This is a genomic window from Muricauda sp. SCSIO 64092 (assembly GCF_023016285.1).
GTDB lineage: Bacteria > Bacteroidota > Bacteroidia > Flavobacteriales > Flavobacteriaceae > Croceivirga.
Window position 1 is genome coordinate 988,300 of sequence record NZ_CP095413.1, and the last position, 16,320, is coordinate 1,004,619.

The following is a 16,320-nucleotide window of genomic DNA, read 5'->3' on the forward strand; positions in this document are numbered from 1 at the left end:
TGTTATCTTTTGCCATGTTGGCAGGGTCCGCAATGCCCAATATCTTTTGCATAGGTGGGAGCTGACGTTCGAGTTCGAGTTCCAGTTATCGTAGTCGTTGTACGCAAACCTGGAGCCTGACGAGCCGCAACTTTGGCATTGCGCCACCGATTTCATCAGTATTGAATTAAAAAATAGTCCTTGTAAAGCTCTTCAAATTGTTTTCCGGCGTACTTCGCAATTTCGCTCGATTTAAAGCAAAGGCGGGAGCCGACGCCCGAGCGCGAGCGCCAGCTAACGGAGTCGCAGGGCGCAAACCCGGAGCCCGACGAGCCGCCCATGCTGAACCAGGGACAATACTTGTCCCATTCCCTGTTTCCCCAATCCGGTTTCCAATCCCCATTTAAGGCTTGTGCAATAATGACCAGTTTGGCATGGGCAACCATTGCCTTTTGATGTTCCTCCTGGAACATGGAGAAATCCGGGATTACTTTTTCGGGGTCCAGCCCCAATACTTTACAAGCGTCTTCAAACGTTTTAATCTGTTCCATATTGAATTACATTTAAATGATAAAAAAATCTTTGTAGATGTCGGTAAATTGTTCCCCTGCATAGCGGGCCAATTCCCTACTTTTAAAGCAAAGGCGGGAGCCGACGTACGAGTACGAGTGCCAGATACCGTAGCCGAGGTACGCAAACCCGGAGCCCGACGAGCCGCCCATGTTGAACCAGGGCTGGTATTTGTACTGATTGCTGTTTCCCCAGTCAGGTGTCCATCCCTCATTAAGGGCCTTGACAATCAATTTTAGTTTTCGGTAGGCTACCTCATCTTTTGAGAGTGCTGCACATTCTACTTCAAATTCCTGTTTGTCCAACTGGTGATACTCCAGGACATCATCGAAGCTTTTTATGCGCTCCTTAATGTCCTTGACAAAGGTGTTCTTACCAAAAAGGTCCTCCAGAAGTTTCTTTCCGGCGGCTTTGGCATTTTCGTGGGCAGTCAAGGCCGCCTCCTTTTTAATCTGTAATGATTCCATAGTTATGATTTTAAATTAATTGTACTGTTTATCAAGAATAAAGTCCATGAGCTCGTTATAGCATTTCTGCAGCCAGGGTTCCAGTATTGCTGGATGAATTGGAACGGTACCCACCCGGGTTCCAGAGGGATAGAGGGTGCAGCGCTCGTCCGTGACATTGATCAAGTACCGGCCGTTATCCTGTTCTTTCGGAACCAGGCGAAACCCATGATGGTTGCAAAAGTCTTTGGGTGTCATTTTGTGGGGCCCATTATGTTTTTTGAAGGCGGTGGTGCCGGGGGATTTTTCATCTTAGGAACACCTGCGGCTTTGGTGTTCTCAATTTCATCGAGCATGGCGTCCACCTCTTTTTCCAACTTCTTGGCACGAAAGAGAACACCTTTTTTACGGGTTTCGAAATATAGCTTTTGCGCCTCGCGCATCTCAGCTACTTTTTTGATGAATTCATTCATATCAATAATTCCATGTTAATACTTCGGTTTTTCTTTTTGTTCCGCCAGATACGCCAAGACGCTGGTCAATTCCCATTTGACTCCAATTATATTCCGCCTTTATTAGATCCAGTTCAGCGTTGTGGTAACTGCTCAATAAAAACTTGCCTTTTACTTCAGCTAAAGCATATAGAAGTTCATTAAAGTTTTCTTGCGAATAACCCTTGTAGTGGCCTTGCCGAGCACCCACATAAGGCGGGTCTAAATAGAAAAAAGTGTCGCCACCGTCCCGATCTGCAATCATTTGTACTGCGTCTCTGTCCATGATGCAAACACGGTTCAATCTTCCGCGGTATTGAGGAAATTCTTTTTTTCGATTGTCAACCGATACAGCTGGGTGCCAATTGTCGTGTTTATTCTTTACCCATTGAAAGCTGCCGGCAGCCTCTGCAGCAAAACTTTGGTTACAGGATACCCAAAATGCCCATGCTCGCTCTACTTTGCTGAATTTTGAAGGATTATGATAGACAAGTTTTGCATAGTTAAAGGAATGCTCGCAATGAAGTGACCCTTGTATTCTTTCGTCCAACTCTGAAAAATTGCTTTGAACGGTTTGATAGAAGTTAACAACATTCCCATTAATATCATTCAATACTTCTATTTTACTGGGCTCTTTTGCCCAAAACAATGATGCTCCTCCGCAGAAGGGCTCAACGTAAATTCTGTGTTTCGGAATCATTGGTAAAAGGTGTTTCAGCATCCTTGTCTTTCCTCCATAATATTTAACTGGTGTTCTCAATACGCTAGTTCTTGACATTGTTCATCAATCGCTTTAAAAATCTTATAGGCCACTTGGGGCACTATGGCGTTTCCGAACCCTTTGATGGATTCACTTCTCCATTTTGAAAAGGTAATACCGTCCAGTTCACGGGAAAGCCCATCATCTCCGCCACAAATAGGGGATTGAGTTGGGAAGTTTTCCCACTTACTGCAAATTGATCCGCTAAGTTGTCGGCCTTTTTCTTGAGCCTTCCCCGTTTCTCCAATGCTTCCAATGAACTCGCTCCCTTGTAATTCACTGAATTTGGAGTCGGCAACATTGGCAGCATATGGTTCAATTGTGTCTGTACCTTGGTACCGTCCGGTTTTTTCCAATACGTTCCCATCCACTTCCAATCCTTCTTTGGTTTTCGTCCATCCACGTTTGCCTGTGGTGTCGGGAGCAACCCCTGAACCTGGGTCGCTAAATTGGGCATGGTGGTCCCATTGGGATATTTTTCCATCCGTTTTTTGAACTTGTCCAGATCCATCACCTCTTCTGAAGTGGTTGGCGTAAGCAACAATCCAAATCCGGTCCCGTCTATGGGGAGCGCCGACACCCGCAGCCGGAATAACAAACGGCTGAACTTGATATCCTTCTTTTTCAAGGTCTTCACAAATACGGTTGACGAGCATTTCGCTTTGTCGTACATATACCGCTTCATAGTGGTCGTAATTCTCAAAGCGTACAAGGGAACGGCTGTCCACTCGAGCAAACACCTCTCGTTCTTCCATTGAGAGGAGGCCAGTAACGTTTTCACCAACCACGGCAAAGGGCTTTGACTCCCGTATTGCTCGTAACATCTCTGGCCAGAGATAACGGCCGTCATCTGTTCCATATCGTTTTCCTGCATTTGAGAAAGGTTGGCATGGGAATCCGCCTGAGAGTACTCCAGTCCGTCCTCTGTGAACAGTGAAATCTGTTTTTGTAATGTCATAATATGGTTTTGAGTTTTTCCAGTAGTATTGAATGATCTTTTGACAAAAAGCATCAATTTCGCAATGAGCAGGCTGGTGCCAACCAAGCCAATCGGCAGCTAATCCAAATCCATTAATCCCCGCAAAAATTGGAAAATGGTTCATAATGGAAATTTGTTTTGTTCGGTACTTTTGGCATGTTCTTCTTGCAGTTCCGCATACTGCTCTTCCGGAAGGTATACTTCAAAATACTCCTTGCCCCCGGTCTTTATGTCACCGCCATGGTTCCTGGGGTTGAACTCATACCCTCGGTATTCGCAGTACATCTTGATCTTGTGCTTGAATTTTTGGATGGTACAATACCGCCGTTGCCCGGGGAACTTGGTCAGGAAACCATCACCATGCTGTACATGGTCCGTATCGCCCCGCGCGGCCTGGTACATCACATCTTTTTTAACACTACTATTGCAATTCAACGGATTGCTAAAGTATTCGTCTGCCCAATCCAGGAACGACTCGCTGATTTGTTGGCGCAATTTTCGCCGGTGTAGTTTTTCATTGGGTGCTTCAATAAGGCCGTACTTAAAATAGAAGTGCAGGGCCATGGCCGCAAAATTGTAGAACAGGTTCCATTGCTTTTCGTCCCATTCATCAAAGAACATCACCTGAAAATCGTCTGTAGGCTTATAGTTGCTGTTGTACCAATCGCTAAAGCCCAGGACAAACTGCCGATCTTCAAAGCTACTTCCCTCTCCATTGATGGCGTGGTTGGTGGCGATGTAGAATTTAATGACATACTCAGGGGGTAGCGTGGTCTTTCCCACTCCCTTTTTCTCGACCGTAAACTTGCCTGTGATGTAAGGGAATAAAAATTCAAAATCAAAATTGGTCCGGACATCGTCAAAGAATACTGTTGATGTACGCTGGTCCACTTCCTCAAAAAGGTATTTATCGTCCAGAAGATCTCGTTTTTTTCCAGGAATGGTGATCGTAGGGGCCATATGCTCCAGTGCAATGCCAAAGAGCGACTTTCCCGAACGTCCATTACTTTGGCCCACTTCGCTCATGGTCCCGTCCATACCTATAATTGCCTTCATAGTGGCAGGGTTCCGATACCGGTGCAGCATATAGCCAAAGGCAGTGATTTTGCTCATAAGATGCCGGGTGGTTTCGAACTTGTCCGAAAACGAAACATCCTCAAAGCTTTTGGTCTTGCCAAAGTAAGTGCTGGTATTTAGGAGGAACCTTAGAAAATGACAATTTTGCCCGGCTTCGGAAAAATCCAAGAGGTATTCACCAATATGGTGCTGGAGGTCTGCATGTTCCTTAACGTCTTCTGGGCCTACCTGGTGGACTTCGCTGATCAACAGCTCTGTTTTGATGGGCGTAAAGTCCTTGATATTGTCCTTCCAGACCTGGCCATTTAGGTTTTTGATTTCCTGCAGCTCAATATCTTCATCGGTGACCTTAAAATAACAATCGTTGAAATAAAGGTATTGTGTATTCTTACTGGGTTGGTGCAAGGTAAGCGCCGTATTCTTTAAGTTGCCCATACTCTCTGGGCCCAAATACATCCGTCCACCCTTGTAAAGCATGTTCTCCACTTCCTCTTTGTTGAGTTGCTCGGCGAACTCCACCACAAAATCCTTGATTTGAAAGGGTTCTACCTCCCAGACCAGGTTGTCCTTCGTTTGAATCCAGATAAAGCTATTGCCTGGCTGGGGAAGGCGATAGAAGCCCCTATTCTGTAGGAAGGTGTAGCAACGTTTATAGTTAAAGGTCACATCAGTGCCCTTGTATTTTCCATCCTTGTCATACCGCACATTTTCGGTCCAGAACATTTCGTCCGGAAGAACCGGTTGGGCGAGTACCACCTCTCCATTTTCATCAAAGCGCCACTCAACCTTTCCATAGCGGAATTTCGGCAGGGCTTTTAGTACTTCGGCATATTGTTCTATAAAAGCATCTTTGTTCTGCAGGTTCCAAAACTCTTTAATTTTATGCTCGCCCATCGTTGTGATACGATGGAACTCGAGGTATTTGGCATCCCCATCTGGACGGGTCAAGGCTTCTTCGCATAGAACTTTGAGCTCGTCCTCCTTGTTCCGGAGCGTATTTACCATAAGATCATCGATGCCTTTATCGTTTTCAATATTCTCTTTGACATATCCGAAATAAATGTTCAGGTGGATATCGTTATTGGTAAAAGCATAGAAGTGATCCCGGAAATTGATCACGGCACGATAAAAGCTTTTGGGCCTTTGATCCGCGGTATGGGTGCTATCAATCTTTGAGCTGAGCCGGTCCCAATCACTGTCCAGAACGAACACCACATTTTCCACCTGACAGCTCTTTATAATGGCCTCAAATTCCATGGGCAAGCGTTTGTTGTAGGCAATGTTGTGGATGCCCATAATGCCCACCGATATCAGACCATGCTTGGTGGCCTTGTCGGCTTTCTTTTCGCCCTCCTGGACGTAGAGGGTTTTAATCTTTGAGTTCTTTTTGAACTTTTCCCGAACCCATTTGTTGATGTAGATCTTTGTTTCACTACCATAGGGTGAGCGGTACTTTACAGGGTCTTGATTCTTGTCCAGGTGGAGATTGGGATTCTGGTATCGGACGCGATAGAAATTAAGTTTGGCTCCCACGGCATTGCCCTTCCTGTCCTTTTTATAGTAGGTCATGGGCTTGCCATAGAGATCGTAATAGTGGATGACTACATCGTCCCCAGGTACAATTTGAAACTTCCCATCCACAGTGGCCGACTCGTACAGTTTTTTTTCCTTCCGGGTATCTTCGTCCACATAAACGGAGTCCGTCACATCACCAATGTCCAATCCTGAACCTCTTAGAAATTGTTGTAGGTAGGTGGTTTTGCTCTCACTGGAACGCCTTTTGCGTTCCTCTCCATTGGGTATATGGATGTTCTCAATTCGGGCCAGCTCATGGAGCGCTTGACCATAGGTAAGTCCCTGGAACTTCATCAAATAATTTACAGGCGTCCGTACCCCTAAATCACAACTACTAAAACACTTAGCGATACCCTTTTTTTCGTTGTACTCCAGTTTGTCCTTTTTATTGCATTTGGGGCAGTCCATGACATGGTTTACCCCCTTCTTTTTATGGAAACCGTGGTAGTGCTGCAGTACGTTATGGAGGGTCGCCTTTTTAAGGATTTGTTTCTTGATGTCTTCCGGAATGTGCTTCATAGATGGTTAAAAGGAAAAAGGCGTTAGGGGTTAGCTATTGGGTGGTCAAACAGATGAAAAAGAACCATTTGAAGCGCATATGGAGTAAAGAACTTTTTTTTTATTTCCCGATCGTTCAATTCAAAGGTCTGCTCTACGAAAATGTTGTTTTCATCTATAGTCGTGCATATAGAGAAATAGGAATCGTCCTTTACAAACTGGTAATCCACATAGAAAATTTCTTCGTCTTCGTAACGCCCGTAAAATTCAAACCCTATTTTTTCCAATTGTTCGAAGGTGAGCATAATTCAAAATCTCTCGTTAGTGAATTTTTCCTGAAGCAACCATTTAGGCGCTTCCAGTTCTTCTTTTTCAGGATCGAAATTGCAGAGGGATTTGGGAAACCAAGCCTCGTCACCCTCGCAGTCCAATATCCAACCATATTGCTGTTCATTGACCAGTTTGGCCTGGATGATGATTCCGTTTATGATCTCAGGCATATCTTAGTATTTTAAATCTGTCCAATGAATGATATAGGGCTCCTTTCCCAATGCTGATTGCCATGCAATGGCCTCCTGGGTGAAGTATGCAAAGAAGTCCTCGACTTGTTCAAACCCATCATTATTTGCCAAGGCTACCATCGGATATGAGCCGCTCATATACCTATCAAATGGATTTCCGGTCCAGTAAGTAAAACCATCAATATTTACCCTAACTATTGGTGGGTTTGACTTTGAGTGCTCAATTTTTATTTTCTGCACACCTTTTACAAAAACCACAGGAGCGAACTGATACCTGTTCTTTGTTCGGTTGTTTATTACAAAGTGGATAACCCTTTTAGGTCTAGACCACAACTCCGCTTGCCTTTCGGTCAAGAAACGGATGGTGTGGATTTTTGGGGTTATTTCTTCTATATCAGGTATGTCGTCTATATTCGAATTAAACCCTATTGGAAGTTCACCACAAGCGTAATCATAATAATAGAAATCAACAACTCCTTTGAGAGATTCCAATATCTTATCCGGAAAGAGTGTTAGCTCCCCTGCCAGATGATCAGGCATATCTTTGGGCCAATGTGTACTAAATCCTAGTGTCATTTCTCTTTTATTTCAGTTCTTAATCTGTTGCTAAATTCCCAGTTCATAGGCCCGTACCATCCAATCACCAATCTCTTTAGACCTTAAAAGCGAAATAAGCATTTAAACCCCGTGCTGGTTTTTCGAACTCCCAGCAATATAAATTTTCATAGATGTTTGAATTTTAAGTTAAAACCCGGGGCAACTCCCGGGAGTGATTTAACCATTAACAAACCACCGGATGGGCGTTGTTACTTCCACCGGCACCATGAAAAAACACTAGGGTGCATTATCTTGGGGAAACCGCCGCCACAAAAAACACATCAATAGATAATTACACACCGCACCCAACACATACCCTAGAATGAGAATGCTGCCAAAAACCAGTGGGTACCGATCTATGATATTTAGGATTTCGTTGAGCATTAGGCTACAGGGTCGTCTTTTTGTGGCCCTCCGGTTTTGTCTGCCTGAACTTCTATGGCATTAATACCTTCATCCAGATATTCCACAGCACCAATATCAAACCAACTAGCCTCCTGTTCTTTACCGTCTTTATCTACTGGAGGTTTTAAAGCTACCCTATCACATCCCGTCAACCATTGAGACTTAGAGATTACAATTCCTGTAAAACCTGTGATTTTGTCCTTGGCGCGAACGCCCAAATTAATTTTGTTCATAGTCCTATTTTAAAATTCGTCTGCAGCCGAGAATCGAACCCGGAGCCAAGCTTCGTTGCACCCTTTTCACGCTTAGAAAAAGGACTCGGCTTCCCCTGCGGTCTGCGGACTTTTCCATTCCACTACGCAGGCTGCAAATTTTCAGACCAGGTGGGGTTCCTCTTCAATCCCCGGCCAAAGTCATGCTTGTTAGCGAAGCGCTATCAAGCTCGCGCTTTTGTGGGCCGACGCTTTAGCTGTCTTTATCGCGATTTTTCTTAGCTGCAGCAACAGACGCCCATGCCCTCACATTGAATTAAGGGTTATGTCGTGTCAAAAAGTATTCTTTTATTACCCAGAGTAATCAGTGGTTTATCGCTGGGGCTTTTGGTCACCATAACCCATAGGGCAACCAACTGGCTTTCGGTCAAATAGCTACGCCTATAACCTATGCCCTGCAGCTGTAAGTTCACCTTGGTATAGTAATACATGGTAATTTGGTTACAGCGCAGCCAATACACCAGGTCCTTATTGGGCAACATGGGAACCCGTGGCCTATTCTGTTTCAAAGCCTCGAGATAATCTACCAATTGATGGGTGGTTTCAAGCGCCTCTTCCAGCTCAATCTTCTTTCCGTAAAAGGGACCAGAAGTAGCTTTTGATGTTGATTTTTTCCTTAAGTTGATCATGGTGCAACGTTTTGTCTCTTAGCAATAGTTGTTTTAGGTTCCGTACCAGATCGCCGAAGGAGGTATGCCGGTACCGGCTTTGATTTTCCAACCTTGCAATTAGATACTGAGTCTTGAGCGTTTCCAGAAAGGGTGGCTCTTTCCTTATCAAGGGTAGCTTTGCGTTGGCCGTAGGCTTCCATTTGTAATCGTTTTGCCCTTTTTTCAATGGAAGTGTCATCCAGGGTTTTTTTGATTTCCTGACAGAGGGCGTTGATATCTTTTTGGACATGGATTAAGGTTCGCTTCATCACTGAATGATTTTTGCCTCAATGGCCTTTACAATGAGTTCACTGGTATTGAAAACATTGAAAATGCTAAAGAGCTTTTTCTTATGGGTGTAGAGCGTGGAAAGGGCAATGCCCAAATTTTCAGCATGTTGCCGGTCGTCACCAGGGTTGGCCATTTCGGTAAGAACCTGTAATAATTTTCCCTTTATTGCAGTGCCTTGAAAAGTAATGTTTTTGCTTTTCCAGTGCTTGCAGTTACAAGTTGCCTTGCCGCACATAAAGTTATCGGAGTTGCCCAGGTTACCATCGGCATCTACATCCGCTTCATGGTCCAGCGTACCGAACACACAAAAGGCAAACTGCTCCAGCGCCTCGTTAATGGGTAAATGTTTAAGGTCTTTCATGGCCACCTTATCGTTCATCAACAACTGCAGTAATTGTTCTCGCGCCTTATTTTTCAATTCACAAAATGGCAGGGTCTTTCCATTGTGCATAAAGAATACGCGGTTTGTCCTTCGGTCACCGAAAAGCTCTATGCTCCGATCCGTGGGCAATAGCCCTGCCGGAATCTTATGGATTACTTGGTGGACTTTCGGTTTTTCTGTAGTTTTGATCATCTTTAAGAAATTTATTTTGGTTAATTCCCGGAGCTGATTTCTCCGGGTTTTATTTTAAAAGCGCTTGTAGTCTTTTTTTACCCTTAGTTACAATTGCATCCTCTCTATTCATTTTAGCCTTTTGCTTTTTTAGAGTTTCTTCTATGAGATCGGTTATAGCCTTTTCCACGACCTCATTTTCACGTTTGCCAGTCATGAACTGATAAACAGACCACACAGAATAATAGGTCCCTTTACGGTTTAGTATGCCCTCCTGCTTTAGATAATCGGCTATGGTCTGAGCATACTGCACTCCAAGTATTTCTTTGTAAGTATCCGCGACTTCGGCTCGTATCATAGAATTCTATTATTTATCAAGTCCGCCAACAATGCTATATTTGTTTGACAGATTTTTAATAATTCATTGACGAAAATATCTGATTTAAACGACATAAACAAGAATATTTCGTAAAAAAACGATTTTAATGTCAGTTATTTCAAAGAGAATTCAGGAGTATTTAGACGCTAAAGGATTGTCTGCAAGACAAATGAGCTTAAGCATAGGAAAAGGACAAGGCTACTTGGCGGATGCCCTTAAAAAGGGCTCTTCCATTTCAGTTGATACGATTTCTGAAATATGCGACGCTTATCGAGATTTTAACCCGGCTTATTTGCTAACCGGAAAAGGAAACTTGCTGCTAAGCACGAACAAAGTGTCTGAAGAAGGAGCCGTTTATCAACCTCAATCAAAACTGGACAAGGCCATTGACGATAGAATAGATCAAAGGATAGATTTGAAATTAGAGGAAAAATTGGAGTCCGACTTCACTAACGACATCATCACTGAATTTATAAGAAACCAAATAGAGGAAGAACTTGCCAAAGTGCAAAAAGAAAACTCTAAGTAGCATCATTATCTCTCATTAAACGCTGTAACAGTTTCAATTCCATGGGTGAGAGATCGGGAGAAGCAATATCGGCCTTGATATCGGCCAACAAACGTTTAAGTTCTTTAACATACTGATCATCCCCAATAATATGACGGTTCGCCTTAAGCGTTCTAAATTCCCTTATTATAGTGAGGTGTCTACGACTGGGCATGTTGATCACTTTTAAGGGAGGAAATCTCGTTTTCAATCTCTTCCATGATATCCAGCGATTTGCGGTAACGGGTCAACTTTTTGGAAGTAAAAAACAGTATTACCACCATGGGTAGGACCACTGGAATGGAGTACCAAAAGTCAAACTCATCTATATAATCCAGTTTGGTATTTACAATACCCATTATCTGAAAGGCAAACATACAAATAGGAACCAGGATAAATTGACGCCACCAATGCCTGCATGTGTAATACCACACAATGAAGCATAGCATAATCAATAGTTTGGTCAAAAAATAATAGGCATAGTGGTCCATATAGACATATCCACCTGCCTCAAAGGTTATTCCCAAGATGGTAGCGGATTCCTCATGTGGGAAAATTCGATAGACATAGAACAGAAAGGGAACGGCCACTAGAAATATTGCAACGGCCATTCCCATCATCAGGCGTTTTCTCCTATCCGTTGACGGGCGGAGGAGTGCTCTTTTCCAGCCCATTTGTCGGAGGCGGAGTCTCTCTGTCAATTTGTTGGACGTCTTCATAAACTTTGCTGTCATCTTTGCATGCAGTGGCCAATAAGCCGAGGACAAAAAGTCCAAAAATCAATTTTCTCATGATGTAATTGTTAAATGTTACATCATGAAATTATTCATTGCCAAGCGGTGGCTGAATTATCTATTTGTTTAATTATCAAATAGTTATTGACATTTTACAGTGTCTTGTTCCTATTGAGGGATAGAGTGTTAAGAAATGAAAAAATAGTTAAAAATCGTTGCAGAAAAGCCTTAAAAATTCTATGGTTTTTATTCATAAAAAGATGAAAAGGAATTTACGGGAAAGAGTGGGAAAACTAGTTCATGAGCTTCACGAATCGGGTAAAGGACCGAAGACCGTTAGGGCATTTTGCCTATTGCATGGTATTAACTATACGGCCCTACACAACTCATTTCGAATTGATAGCTTAAGCCTGGCAACGGTGGATGCATTCAAAAAAGCGGTGCCACAGCTCAATATGAACTGGTTTTTATATGGAGAAGGGGAGGTTTTTTTAGAGAACAATGAAGCAAAAATGACAACAACTCAATAACGGCGGGCTTTTTCATCGCATGGAGCGTGTCAAATTCTCGCCAAAATTGATGTTTTTTAATATAAATTTATTTGCAATGAACTGATTTTCTGATATATAGAATCTATTAAAATTGGCTTTCGGGTTCAAGTCCCGCTCCGAGTACAACGAGGAAAGCTCTTACCAAGTAAGGGCTTTTTTTATGAAACGAAGTGAAATAAAAGCGGGGCTTGTGTTCACTGCCGAAGTATTGAGGTGCCCGCTCCGAGTACCAATAAATGAAAAACCAAGGGTAACCCTTGGTTTTTTTATGGAATAAAATGAGCCAAACCGATTTCGGTGAAATTTTATTTCGGATAAAACAATTCGTTTAGAATTGGTTTTTCATTTTCAACAGGTTCGGATGGGGACTCGCCGGAAGGCAATTCCCGCTCTGGGTACGCAAATCCCTTTTAACTTATTGGTTATGAGGGATTTTTAATTCTATCAGGTTAATGTTTGAAAGGTTATTCACCCTCCGCTAAATAAATTCTCTTAGATTTTCTGGCCAGAATACCTGCAATGCTTTCATCATCTTCATCAATACAACATATTAAACAATGAGCAAGGTTCTCTGGGAGTCCATTCGCCTCGACTGGATCATAGATCGATTCCAAACCCAGATTTATAATATCAGAATTTTGGACTTCAGCAATTGCAAACTTATCCGCATCCATAACGGTATTTTCGGGAGTGGTTAGTCGAACCAAATCAACCGAAAGCATCCCATTGTCCCTTTTTGGACGTGGAGTAAAAGCCCTGGAGATAAAATTTCCTGTTTTGGGGTCAACATATTTTTTATCTTTCCTATAAGCCCTTCTATAAAATGATTCTTTAGGGTCAGTTATAATATCACCCTTGGTCATACTAAGCGGGTAATCCATTCCAATAAAGCAGACAATTCTTGGCCCAAGAAGTTACCTTGTTCCACAAACTCAGTTCCATCAAACTTTACCAACTTTTCTCGATCTGGATATATTATTATTTCAATTTCTCGATTCCCTGATTTTAACATCAAGAGAATCTCTTGATTTGGTCCAGGGGTCGCCAAATAAACGTCGTGGCCAAATCTATTAATATGATTTACAATTTCAATCGCTCTTGAAATAACTTCTTCAGGTATGGGTAAAGCGCCTTCTTCATCCCAATTATTACCCAATAACTTCAAAGCCTTAATTTGACCTATGGCAGCTTCGTTTTCTTCAGAAACCATACCCATATCATGCATCACTATAGAACTCTGGTGGATACTTGGATAATCAACGCTTACTACCAGAAAATCGTTAGTAAATGAACTTGCTCCAAAAAAACCTTCTTGATAGCTAGGAATCTTGTAAAATTCGGTTTCCTTATTTAAAACTGGCATAAAAATCGTTTGTAATCGTGTCCTTGAATAAATCACTTGTAACAGAATGAGCTGAATCCAGCCAATTCGATATGTCTTCAAAAGTCTTCGCCTTAGAACTGTTAATTTGGGTTTGCCAAATCACAGCTTGCTTATTCCTTTTGCTTTTTCCGTCTATTATAGAAAAATGGACGGTACTGCCATCTGTCAATCTGTAAGTTTGATTAATATTCAAACCGAGCATTGTTGCATCCTTGATTGAATAGTTATTTATTAGATTCAAATTGAAATTCTTATTAATGAATCTCAGCTTTTCTTCTGAATCTGCTCCATCTATCTCCACAGCATCTAAATATCTCAAGGATATTTTGTTGATGTCCAAAGGTGAAGAATAACTGTCAATCAACCGTTGGAGGTTTTCTAAAATCAGTGGATAAAACTTACTCCATTCATAATTGACATCGGTATCGTTAACGGTAAAAATACCAGGACCTATTTGAACTACTGGCCATTGATTAAGACTAGTCCAATACTGGTATTTTATACGGGGGAATATTTTAATATTTGGAGGGAACGAATTAGTTACTACGTGCTTGAAGTCTTCAGTTATACTCTTGTTGAAAACACCTTGGGCCAAATCAAAACTATGCTCCACTTGATTTCCTCTTGAATCCACCTCTTGATTCAATATTAGCTCGAATATGACCTCCTGCAGAGGGGAATTCGGCAATTTAGAAATATGTCCTTTTTTGGTCAATTGTTGTACTCCTCCTACAAACATAACTAATAAGAACCAATTCTTATTATATAGTTTTCATAAAAATGACAATCGGTTTATTTTAAAAAACCTTACAAAACCTATACCTTTTTAATAGTTATTTCCAACATTTTACTTTTTTCCTCAGCCGTCTATCCCTTTCAAAATAATAATAATCATACCCATAGCGCTCCAATCTGCCATACTTGTTGATAAGACCCCTTAAAATCCTTTCAACTGCTTCAGGACGCTTCTTTTCCCTTTTGATATGGCCTTTATCACAAAAAGTGTACCTGCCCTTATCAACAACATAACTATCCCTGTGGTTCGCTTTCAGGGTATCTTCATGATAAGTGACCTAAAGAATCCAAAGGTTCAACAAGCATCATGCAGATCAAATTCTTCAGGAAAATCTAATCTGGTTCCCTCATGATACCAATGACCGCCCTTAGAGCGGAAACGACTGACTGGACATCCCTTCTCTCAAAAGTATCTTCTTCTAAATAAAAAAGCATCTCGACTCCCAAATCAAGGATTTTGGCCAATTCCTCTGGTGAGCCATAGATGTCAGCAATTAAGCCTAATAAGCCTTCTTTGAATTCTTTGCCCAACTTGTCATATATGACATTAATAGCAGTAAAGATAAGTCTTTTCTTGACTTGTCAAATATGGCAAGTATGGAAAAGTCGGAAATGTTGAAAGCTATCGGTGAAAACATCAAAAGAATCCGACTTGAAAAAGGTCTGACCCAAGTTGACCTTGTAGGCAGAATAGAAGCACGTATCGACACGACAAATATTTCCCGAATCGAAAAGGGACGGACAAATGCGACCATTCATACGTTGTTCAGAATCAGTCAAGCTTTGGAAGTACCCTTGACCGAAATTTGCAATTTGAGTAAATAAAAAAACGTTTGCCAACAAGGGCAATAATTTACCCACCTGATTGGCGGGCAAGTAGCTGCAATTCGTTAACTTGAAACTTAGAAACTATCAATGGTTGGATTTGCCCCGCTTCAACAGGCTCAGTGCAGGCTTCTGAAAATCCTTGCGGATTTTCAGCTTGGTGTGTACCTGCCTGTATTCTAAGGTTTATCCAAATTTTCAAGCTGCATATTTTGCTAAATTTACATATGGCTTGTCCCGCTTGACCACGGCAAAAGTTCGGCTTACTATTTTATTACGTATCACATTGATTGTTGACATTTTGGATTTACCGGCTTTCAACCTCCGCTGGTAATACATTTTTATCTCTGGATCATGCTGTAATGCGGTAGCTGCTGCTTGTGATAGCAAGGTTTTTATTGTTCGGTTTCCCAAGGTACTTATCCTGGTTTTGCCTTTTATACTCGTTCCTGATTGATGCTCAAAAGGCGCAATTCCGGCATAACAAGCAAATTGTCTCCAGGTTTTAAACGCTTTAAAGTTATCGGTTGCGGTGATTAGTGTTACCGCCAGGATTAAACCGACTCCCTTGATAGAGGTGATATGCTTAAAGGTTCGAGTGATTTCTTGATTTTGTTGGATCTGAGTTCTTATAAGTTTTTCGATCTGAAGGATTTCCTTGGTCAAAAATTGTATGATCTGTTGCGCAGAAACAAGTATGGGATCATCCGGGGATACCTGCAGCACTTTTTTTTGCTCGGTGATTTGGTTGAGGTGGGCTGTTCTTTGCCGTACAAGTTTAGCACGGTAAGTTAATAAGTTCTTCAGCTTTAATAATGATGTGGCCGGAAGTTGATAGGGGGTCAACTCCTTTTCGAACAAAAAGGCATAACGCGCAATAGCTTGTGCATCGACCTTGTCATTCTTTCCACGTTTAATACCCAGAGACCGCTTGAGTTCCAACCCAGAGATCACAAAATAGGTAAACTGATTTTGTTGCATAAATTCACAAAGTTTTAAGCTATAGATACCCGTGTGCTCAAAACAAAATACAGGTTCAGTTTCTTTCAATTGTCTTTTCGCCCAGGCTAATAATTTAGAGAACCCAGTGAGGGTATTATCAAATACTTTGTGCGCTTTGCCATGATAGAGGTATACATCGAGGGTACTTTTTGAAACGTCAATACCGATAAATTCTTTTTTCATTGTACATTTGAATTAGGTTAATGATTGCCAGGGGACTAAGACTCTTAATAGACCTTGATATCTAAAATTCCAACTGGTTCCGGGCAGTCTAAAAGTTAAGGATGGGACTAATACAGGCAATGGATCTTATCTAGCCGGCAAGAAAGTTCACCCATCCTTTTCTTTTTTAAGATACTTCGATTTAATAATACAAACCTAAGAGCCTGCAGGCAGGCTTGCAAGATTAACCGCTAAACCACGCAACTCCTCATAGCCA

General features: G+C 41.9%; 25 protein-coding genes. 3 read left to right on the forward strand and 22 right to left on the reverse strand.

The window, feature by feature from the left end; translation table 11 throughout:
- Nucleotides 1–155: 155 nt before the first annotated feature.
- From L0P88_RS04110 to L0P88_RS04180, 15 genes are all read right to left on the reverse strand, one after another.
- Nucleotides 156–530 carry a hypothetical protein gene (locus L0P88_RS04110; protein WP_247133360.1) on the reverse strand — a complete coding sequence of 125 codons (375 nt, stop codon included), beginning with the start codon at nucleotides 528–530 and terminating at the stop codon, nucleotides 156–158.
- Between the two features lie 12 nt (nucleotides 531–542).
- Complete coding sequence (locus L0P88_RS04115) at nucleotides 543–1,016, reverse strand: hypothetical protein (RefSeq protein WP_247133361.1); 474 nt, start codon at nucleotides 1,014–1,016, stop codon at nucleotides 543–545.
- 15 nt (nucleotides 1,017–1,031) lie between these two features.
- On the reverse strand, nucleotides 1,032–1,253 hold the full coding sequence (locus tag L0P88_RS04120) for a hypothetical protein (protein ID WP_247133362.1): 222 nt from the start codon (nucleotides 1,251–1,253) through the stop codon (nucleotides 1,032–1,034).
- Complete coding sequence (locus tag L0P88_RS04125) at nucleotides 1,250–1,468, reverse strand: hypothetical protein (protein WP_247133363.1); 219 nt, start codon at nucleotides 1,466–1,468, stop codon at nucleotides 1,250–1,252. The genes L0P88_RS04120 and L0P88_RS04125 overlap by 4 nt, the downstream gene beginning before the upstream one ends.
- A 1-nt stretch (nucleotide 1,469) precedes the next feature.
- Complete coding sequence (locus L0P88_RS04130; RefSeq protein ID WP_247133364.1) at nucleotides 1,470–2,246, reverse strand: DNA adenine methylase; 777 nt, start codon at nucleotides 2,244–2,246, stop codon at nucleotides 1,470–1,472.
- The gene (locus L0P88_RS04135; protein ID WP_409557709.1) at nucleotides 2,243–3,349 is read right to left on the reverse strand and encodes a DNA cytosine methyltransferase; all 1,107 of its coding nucleotides are present in this window, start codon (nucleotides 3,347–3,349) and stop codon (nucleotides 2,243–2,245) included. The genes L0P88_RS04130 and L0P88_RS04135 overlap by 4 nt, the downstream gene beginning before the upstream one ends.
- Nucleotides 3,346–6,396 (reverse strand): CHC2 zinc finger domain-containing protein, encoded by a 3,051-nt coding sequence (locus tag L0P88_RS04140; RefSeq protein WP_247133366.1) that lies wholly within the window; start codon nucleotides 6,394–6,396, stop codon nucleotides 3,346–3,348. Before L0P88_RS04140 ends, L0P88_RS04135 begins: the two co-directional genes overlap by 4 nt.
- Before the next feature lie 23 nt (nucleotides 6,397–6,419).
- The gene (locus tag L0P88_RS04145) at nucleotides 6,420–6,680 is read right to left on the reverse strand and encodes a hypothetical protein (protein WP_247133367.1); all 261 of its coding nucleotides are present in this window, start codon (nucleotides 6,678–6,680) and stop codon (nucleotides 6,420–6,422) included.
- Between the two features lie 3 nt (nucleotides 6,681–6,683).
- Nucleotides 6,684–6,875 carry a hypothetical protein gene (locus L0P88_RS04150; protein WP_247133368.1) on the reverse strand — a complete coding sequence of 64 codons (192 nt, stop codon included), beginning with the start codon at nucleotides 6,873–6,875 and terminating at the stop codon, nucleotides 6,684–6,686.
- A 3-nt stretch (nucleotides 6,876–6,878) separates the two neighbouring features.
- Nucleotides 6,879–7,472, reverse strand: coding sequence for a hypothetical protein (locus L0P88_RS04155; protein ID WP_247133369.1), 594 nt, complete (start codon nucleotides 7,470–7,472; stop codon nucleotides 6,879–6,881).
- Nucleotides 7,473–7,876: 404 nt separating this feature from the next.
- Nucleotides 7,877–8,131, reverse strand: coding sequence for a hypothetical protein (locus tag L0P88_RS04160; protein ID WP_247133370.1), 255 nt, complete (start codon nucleotides 8,129–8,131; stop codon nucleotides 7,877–7,879).
- 302 nt (nucleotides 8,132–8,433) lie between these two features.
- On the reverse strand, nucleotides 8,434–8,799 hold the full coding sequence (locus L0P88_RS04165) for a hypothetical protein (protein ID WP_247133371.1): 366 nt from the start codon (nucleotides 8,797–8,799) through the stop codon (nucleotides 8,434–8,436).
- The gene (locus tag L0P88_RS04170; RefSeq protein ID WP_247133372.1) at nucleotides 8,796–9,092 is read right to left on the reverse strand and encodes a hypothetical protein; all 297 of its coding nucleotides are present in this window, start codon (nucleotides 9,090–9,092) and stop codon (nucleotides 8,796–8,798) included. The genes L0P88_RS04165 and L0P88_RS04170 overlap by 4 nt, the downstream gene beginning before the upstream one ends.
- Nucleotides 9,089–9,685, reverse strand: coding sequence for a helix-turn-helix transcriptional regulator (locus L0P88_RS04175; RefSeq protein ID WP_247133373.1), 597 nt, complete (start codon nucleotides 9,683–9,685; stop codon nucleotides 9,089–9,091). The genes L0P88_RS04170 and L0P88_RS04175 overlap by 4 nt, the downstream gene beginning before the upstream one ends.
- 49 nt (nucleotides 9,686–9,734) lie before the next feature.
- Nucleotides 9,735–10,022, reverse strand: coding sequence for a hypothetical protein (locus L0P88_RS04180; protein WP_247133374.1), 288 nt, complete (start codon nucleotides 10,020–10,022; stop codon nucleotides 9,735–9,737).
- Nucleotides 10,023–10,149: 127 nt separating this feature from the next.
- On the opposite strand from L0P88_RS04180, the gene L0P88_RS04185 reads away from it, so the two are divergent.
- Nucleotides 10,150–10,572, forward strand: a complete 423-nt coding sequence (locus tag L0P88_RS04185) for a helix-turn-helix domain-containing protein (RefSeq protein ID WP_247133375.1) — start codon at nucleotides 10,150–10,152, stop codon at nucleotides 10,570–10,572.
- On the opposite strand, the gene L0P88_RS04190 is transcribed toward L0P88_RS04185, so the two are convergent.
- Together L0P88_RS04190 and L0P88_RS04195 are read right to left on the reverse strand one after the other, a co-directional pair.
- On the reverse strand, nucleotides 10,565–10,765 hold the full coding sequence (locus tag L0P88_RS04190; protein WP_247133376.1) for a hypothetical protein: 201 nt from the start codon (nucleotides 10,763–10,765) through the stop codon (nucleotides 10,565–10,567). The two genes, L0P88_RS04185 and L0P88_RS04190, sit on opposite strands and share 8 nt — an antisense overlap.
- The gene (locus L0P88_RS04195) at nucleotides 10,752–11,309 is read right to left on the reverse strand and encodes a hypothetical protein (RefSeq protein ID WP_247133377.1); all 558 of its coding nucleotides are present in this window, start codon (nucleotides 11,307–11,309) and stop codon (nucleotides 10,752–10,754) included. Before L0P88_RS04195 ends, L0P88_RS04190 begins: the two co-directional genes overlap by 14 nt.
- Before the next feature lie 275 nt (nucleotides 11,310–11,584).
- On the opposite strand from L0P88_RS04195, the gene L0P88_RS04200 reads away from it, so the two are divergent.
- Nucleotides 11,585–11,854, forward strand: coding sequence for a hypothetical protein (locus L0P88_RS04200; protein WP_247133378.1), 270 nt, complete (start codon nucleotides 11,585–11,587; stop codon nucleotides 11,852–11,854).
- A gap of 485 nt (nucleotides 11,855–12,339) precedes the next feature.
- Here the strand turns inward: L0P88_RS04200 and L0P88_RS04205 are convergent, their stop codons facing one another.
- From L0P88_RS04205 to L0P88_RS04220, 4 genes are all read right to left on the reverse strand, one after another.
- Nucleotides 12,340–12,738 carry a hypothetical protein gene (locus L0P88_RS04205; protein ID WP_247133379.1) on the reverse strand — a complete coding sequence of 133 codons (399 nt, stop codon included), beginning with the start codon at nucleotides 12,736–12,738 and terminating at the stop codon, nucleotides 12,340–12,342.
- Complete coding sequence (locus L0P88_RS04210) at nucleotides 12,735–13,238, reverse strand: hypothetical protein (protein ID WP_247133380.1); 504 nt, start codon at nucleotides 13,236–13,238, stop codon at nucleotides 12,735–12,737. Before L0P88_RS04210 ends, L0P88_RS04205 begins: the two co-directional genes overlap by 4 nt.
- Complete coding sequence (locus L0P88_RS04215; protein WP_247133381.1) at nucleotides 13,222–13,998, reverse strand: TIGR04255 family protein; 777 nt, start codon at nucleotides 13,996–13,998, stop codon at nucleotides 13,222–13,224. The genes L0P88_RS04210 and L0P88_RS04215 overlap by 17 nt, the downstream gene beginning before the upstream one ends.
- A 389-nt stretch (nucleotides 13,999–14,387) precedes the next feature.
- Nucleotides 14,388–14,585: a hypothetical protein gene (locus tag L0P88_RS04220; protein WP_247133382.1), complete on the reverse strand. Its 198-nt coding sequence runs from the start codon at nucleotides 14,583–14,585 to the stop codon at nucleotides 14,388–14,390.
- A gap of 66 nt (nucleotides 14,586–14,651) precedes the next feature.
- Between L0P88_RS04220 and L0P88_RS04225 the strand changes: the two genes are divergently transcribed.
- Nucleotides 14,652–14,879, forward strand: a complete 228-nt coding sequence (locus L0P88_RS04225) for a helix-turn-helix domain-containing protein (RefSeq protein ID WP_247133383.1) — start codon at nucleotides 14,652–14,654, stop codon at nucleotides 14,877–14,879.
- A gap of 198 nt (nucleotides 14,880–15,077) precedes the next feature.
- Here the strand turns inward: L0P88_RS04225 and L0P88_RS04230 are convergent, their stop codons facing one another.
- Complete coding sequence (locus L0P88_RS04230) at nucleotides 15,078–16,064, reverse strand: IS110 family transposase (RefSeq protein ID WP_247130984.1); 987 nt, start codon at nucleotides 16,062–16,064, stop codon at nucleotides 15,078–15,080.
- Nucleotides 16,065–16,320: the final 256 nt, after the last annotated feature.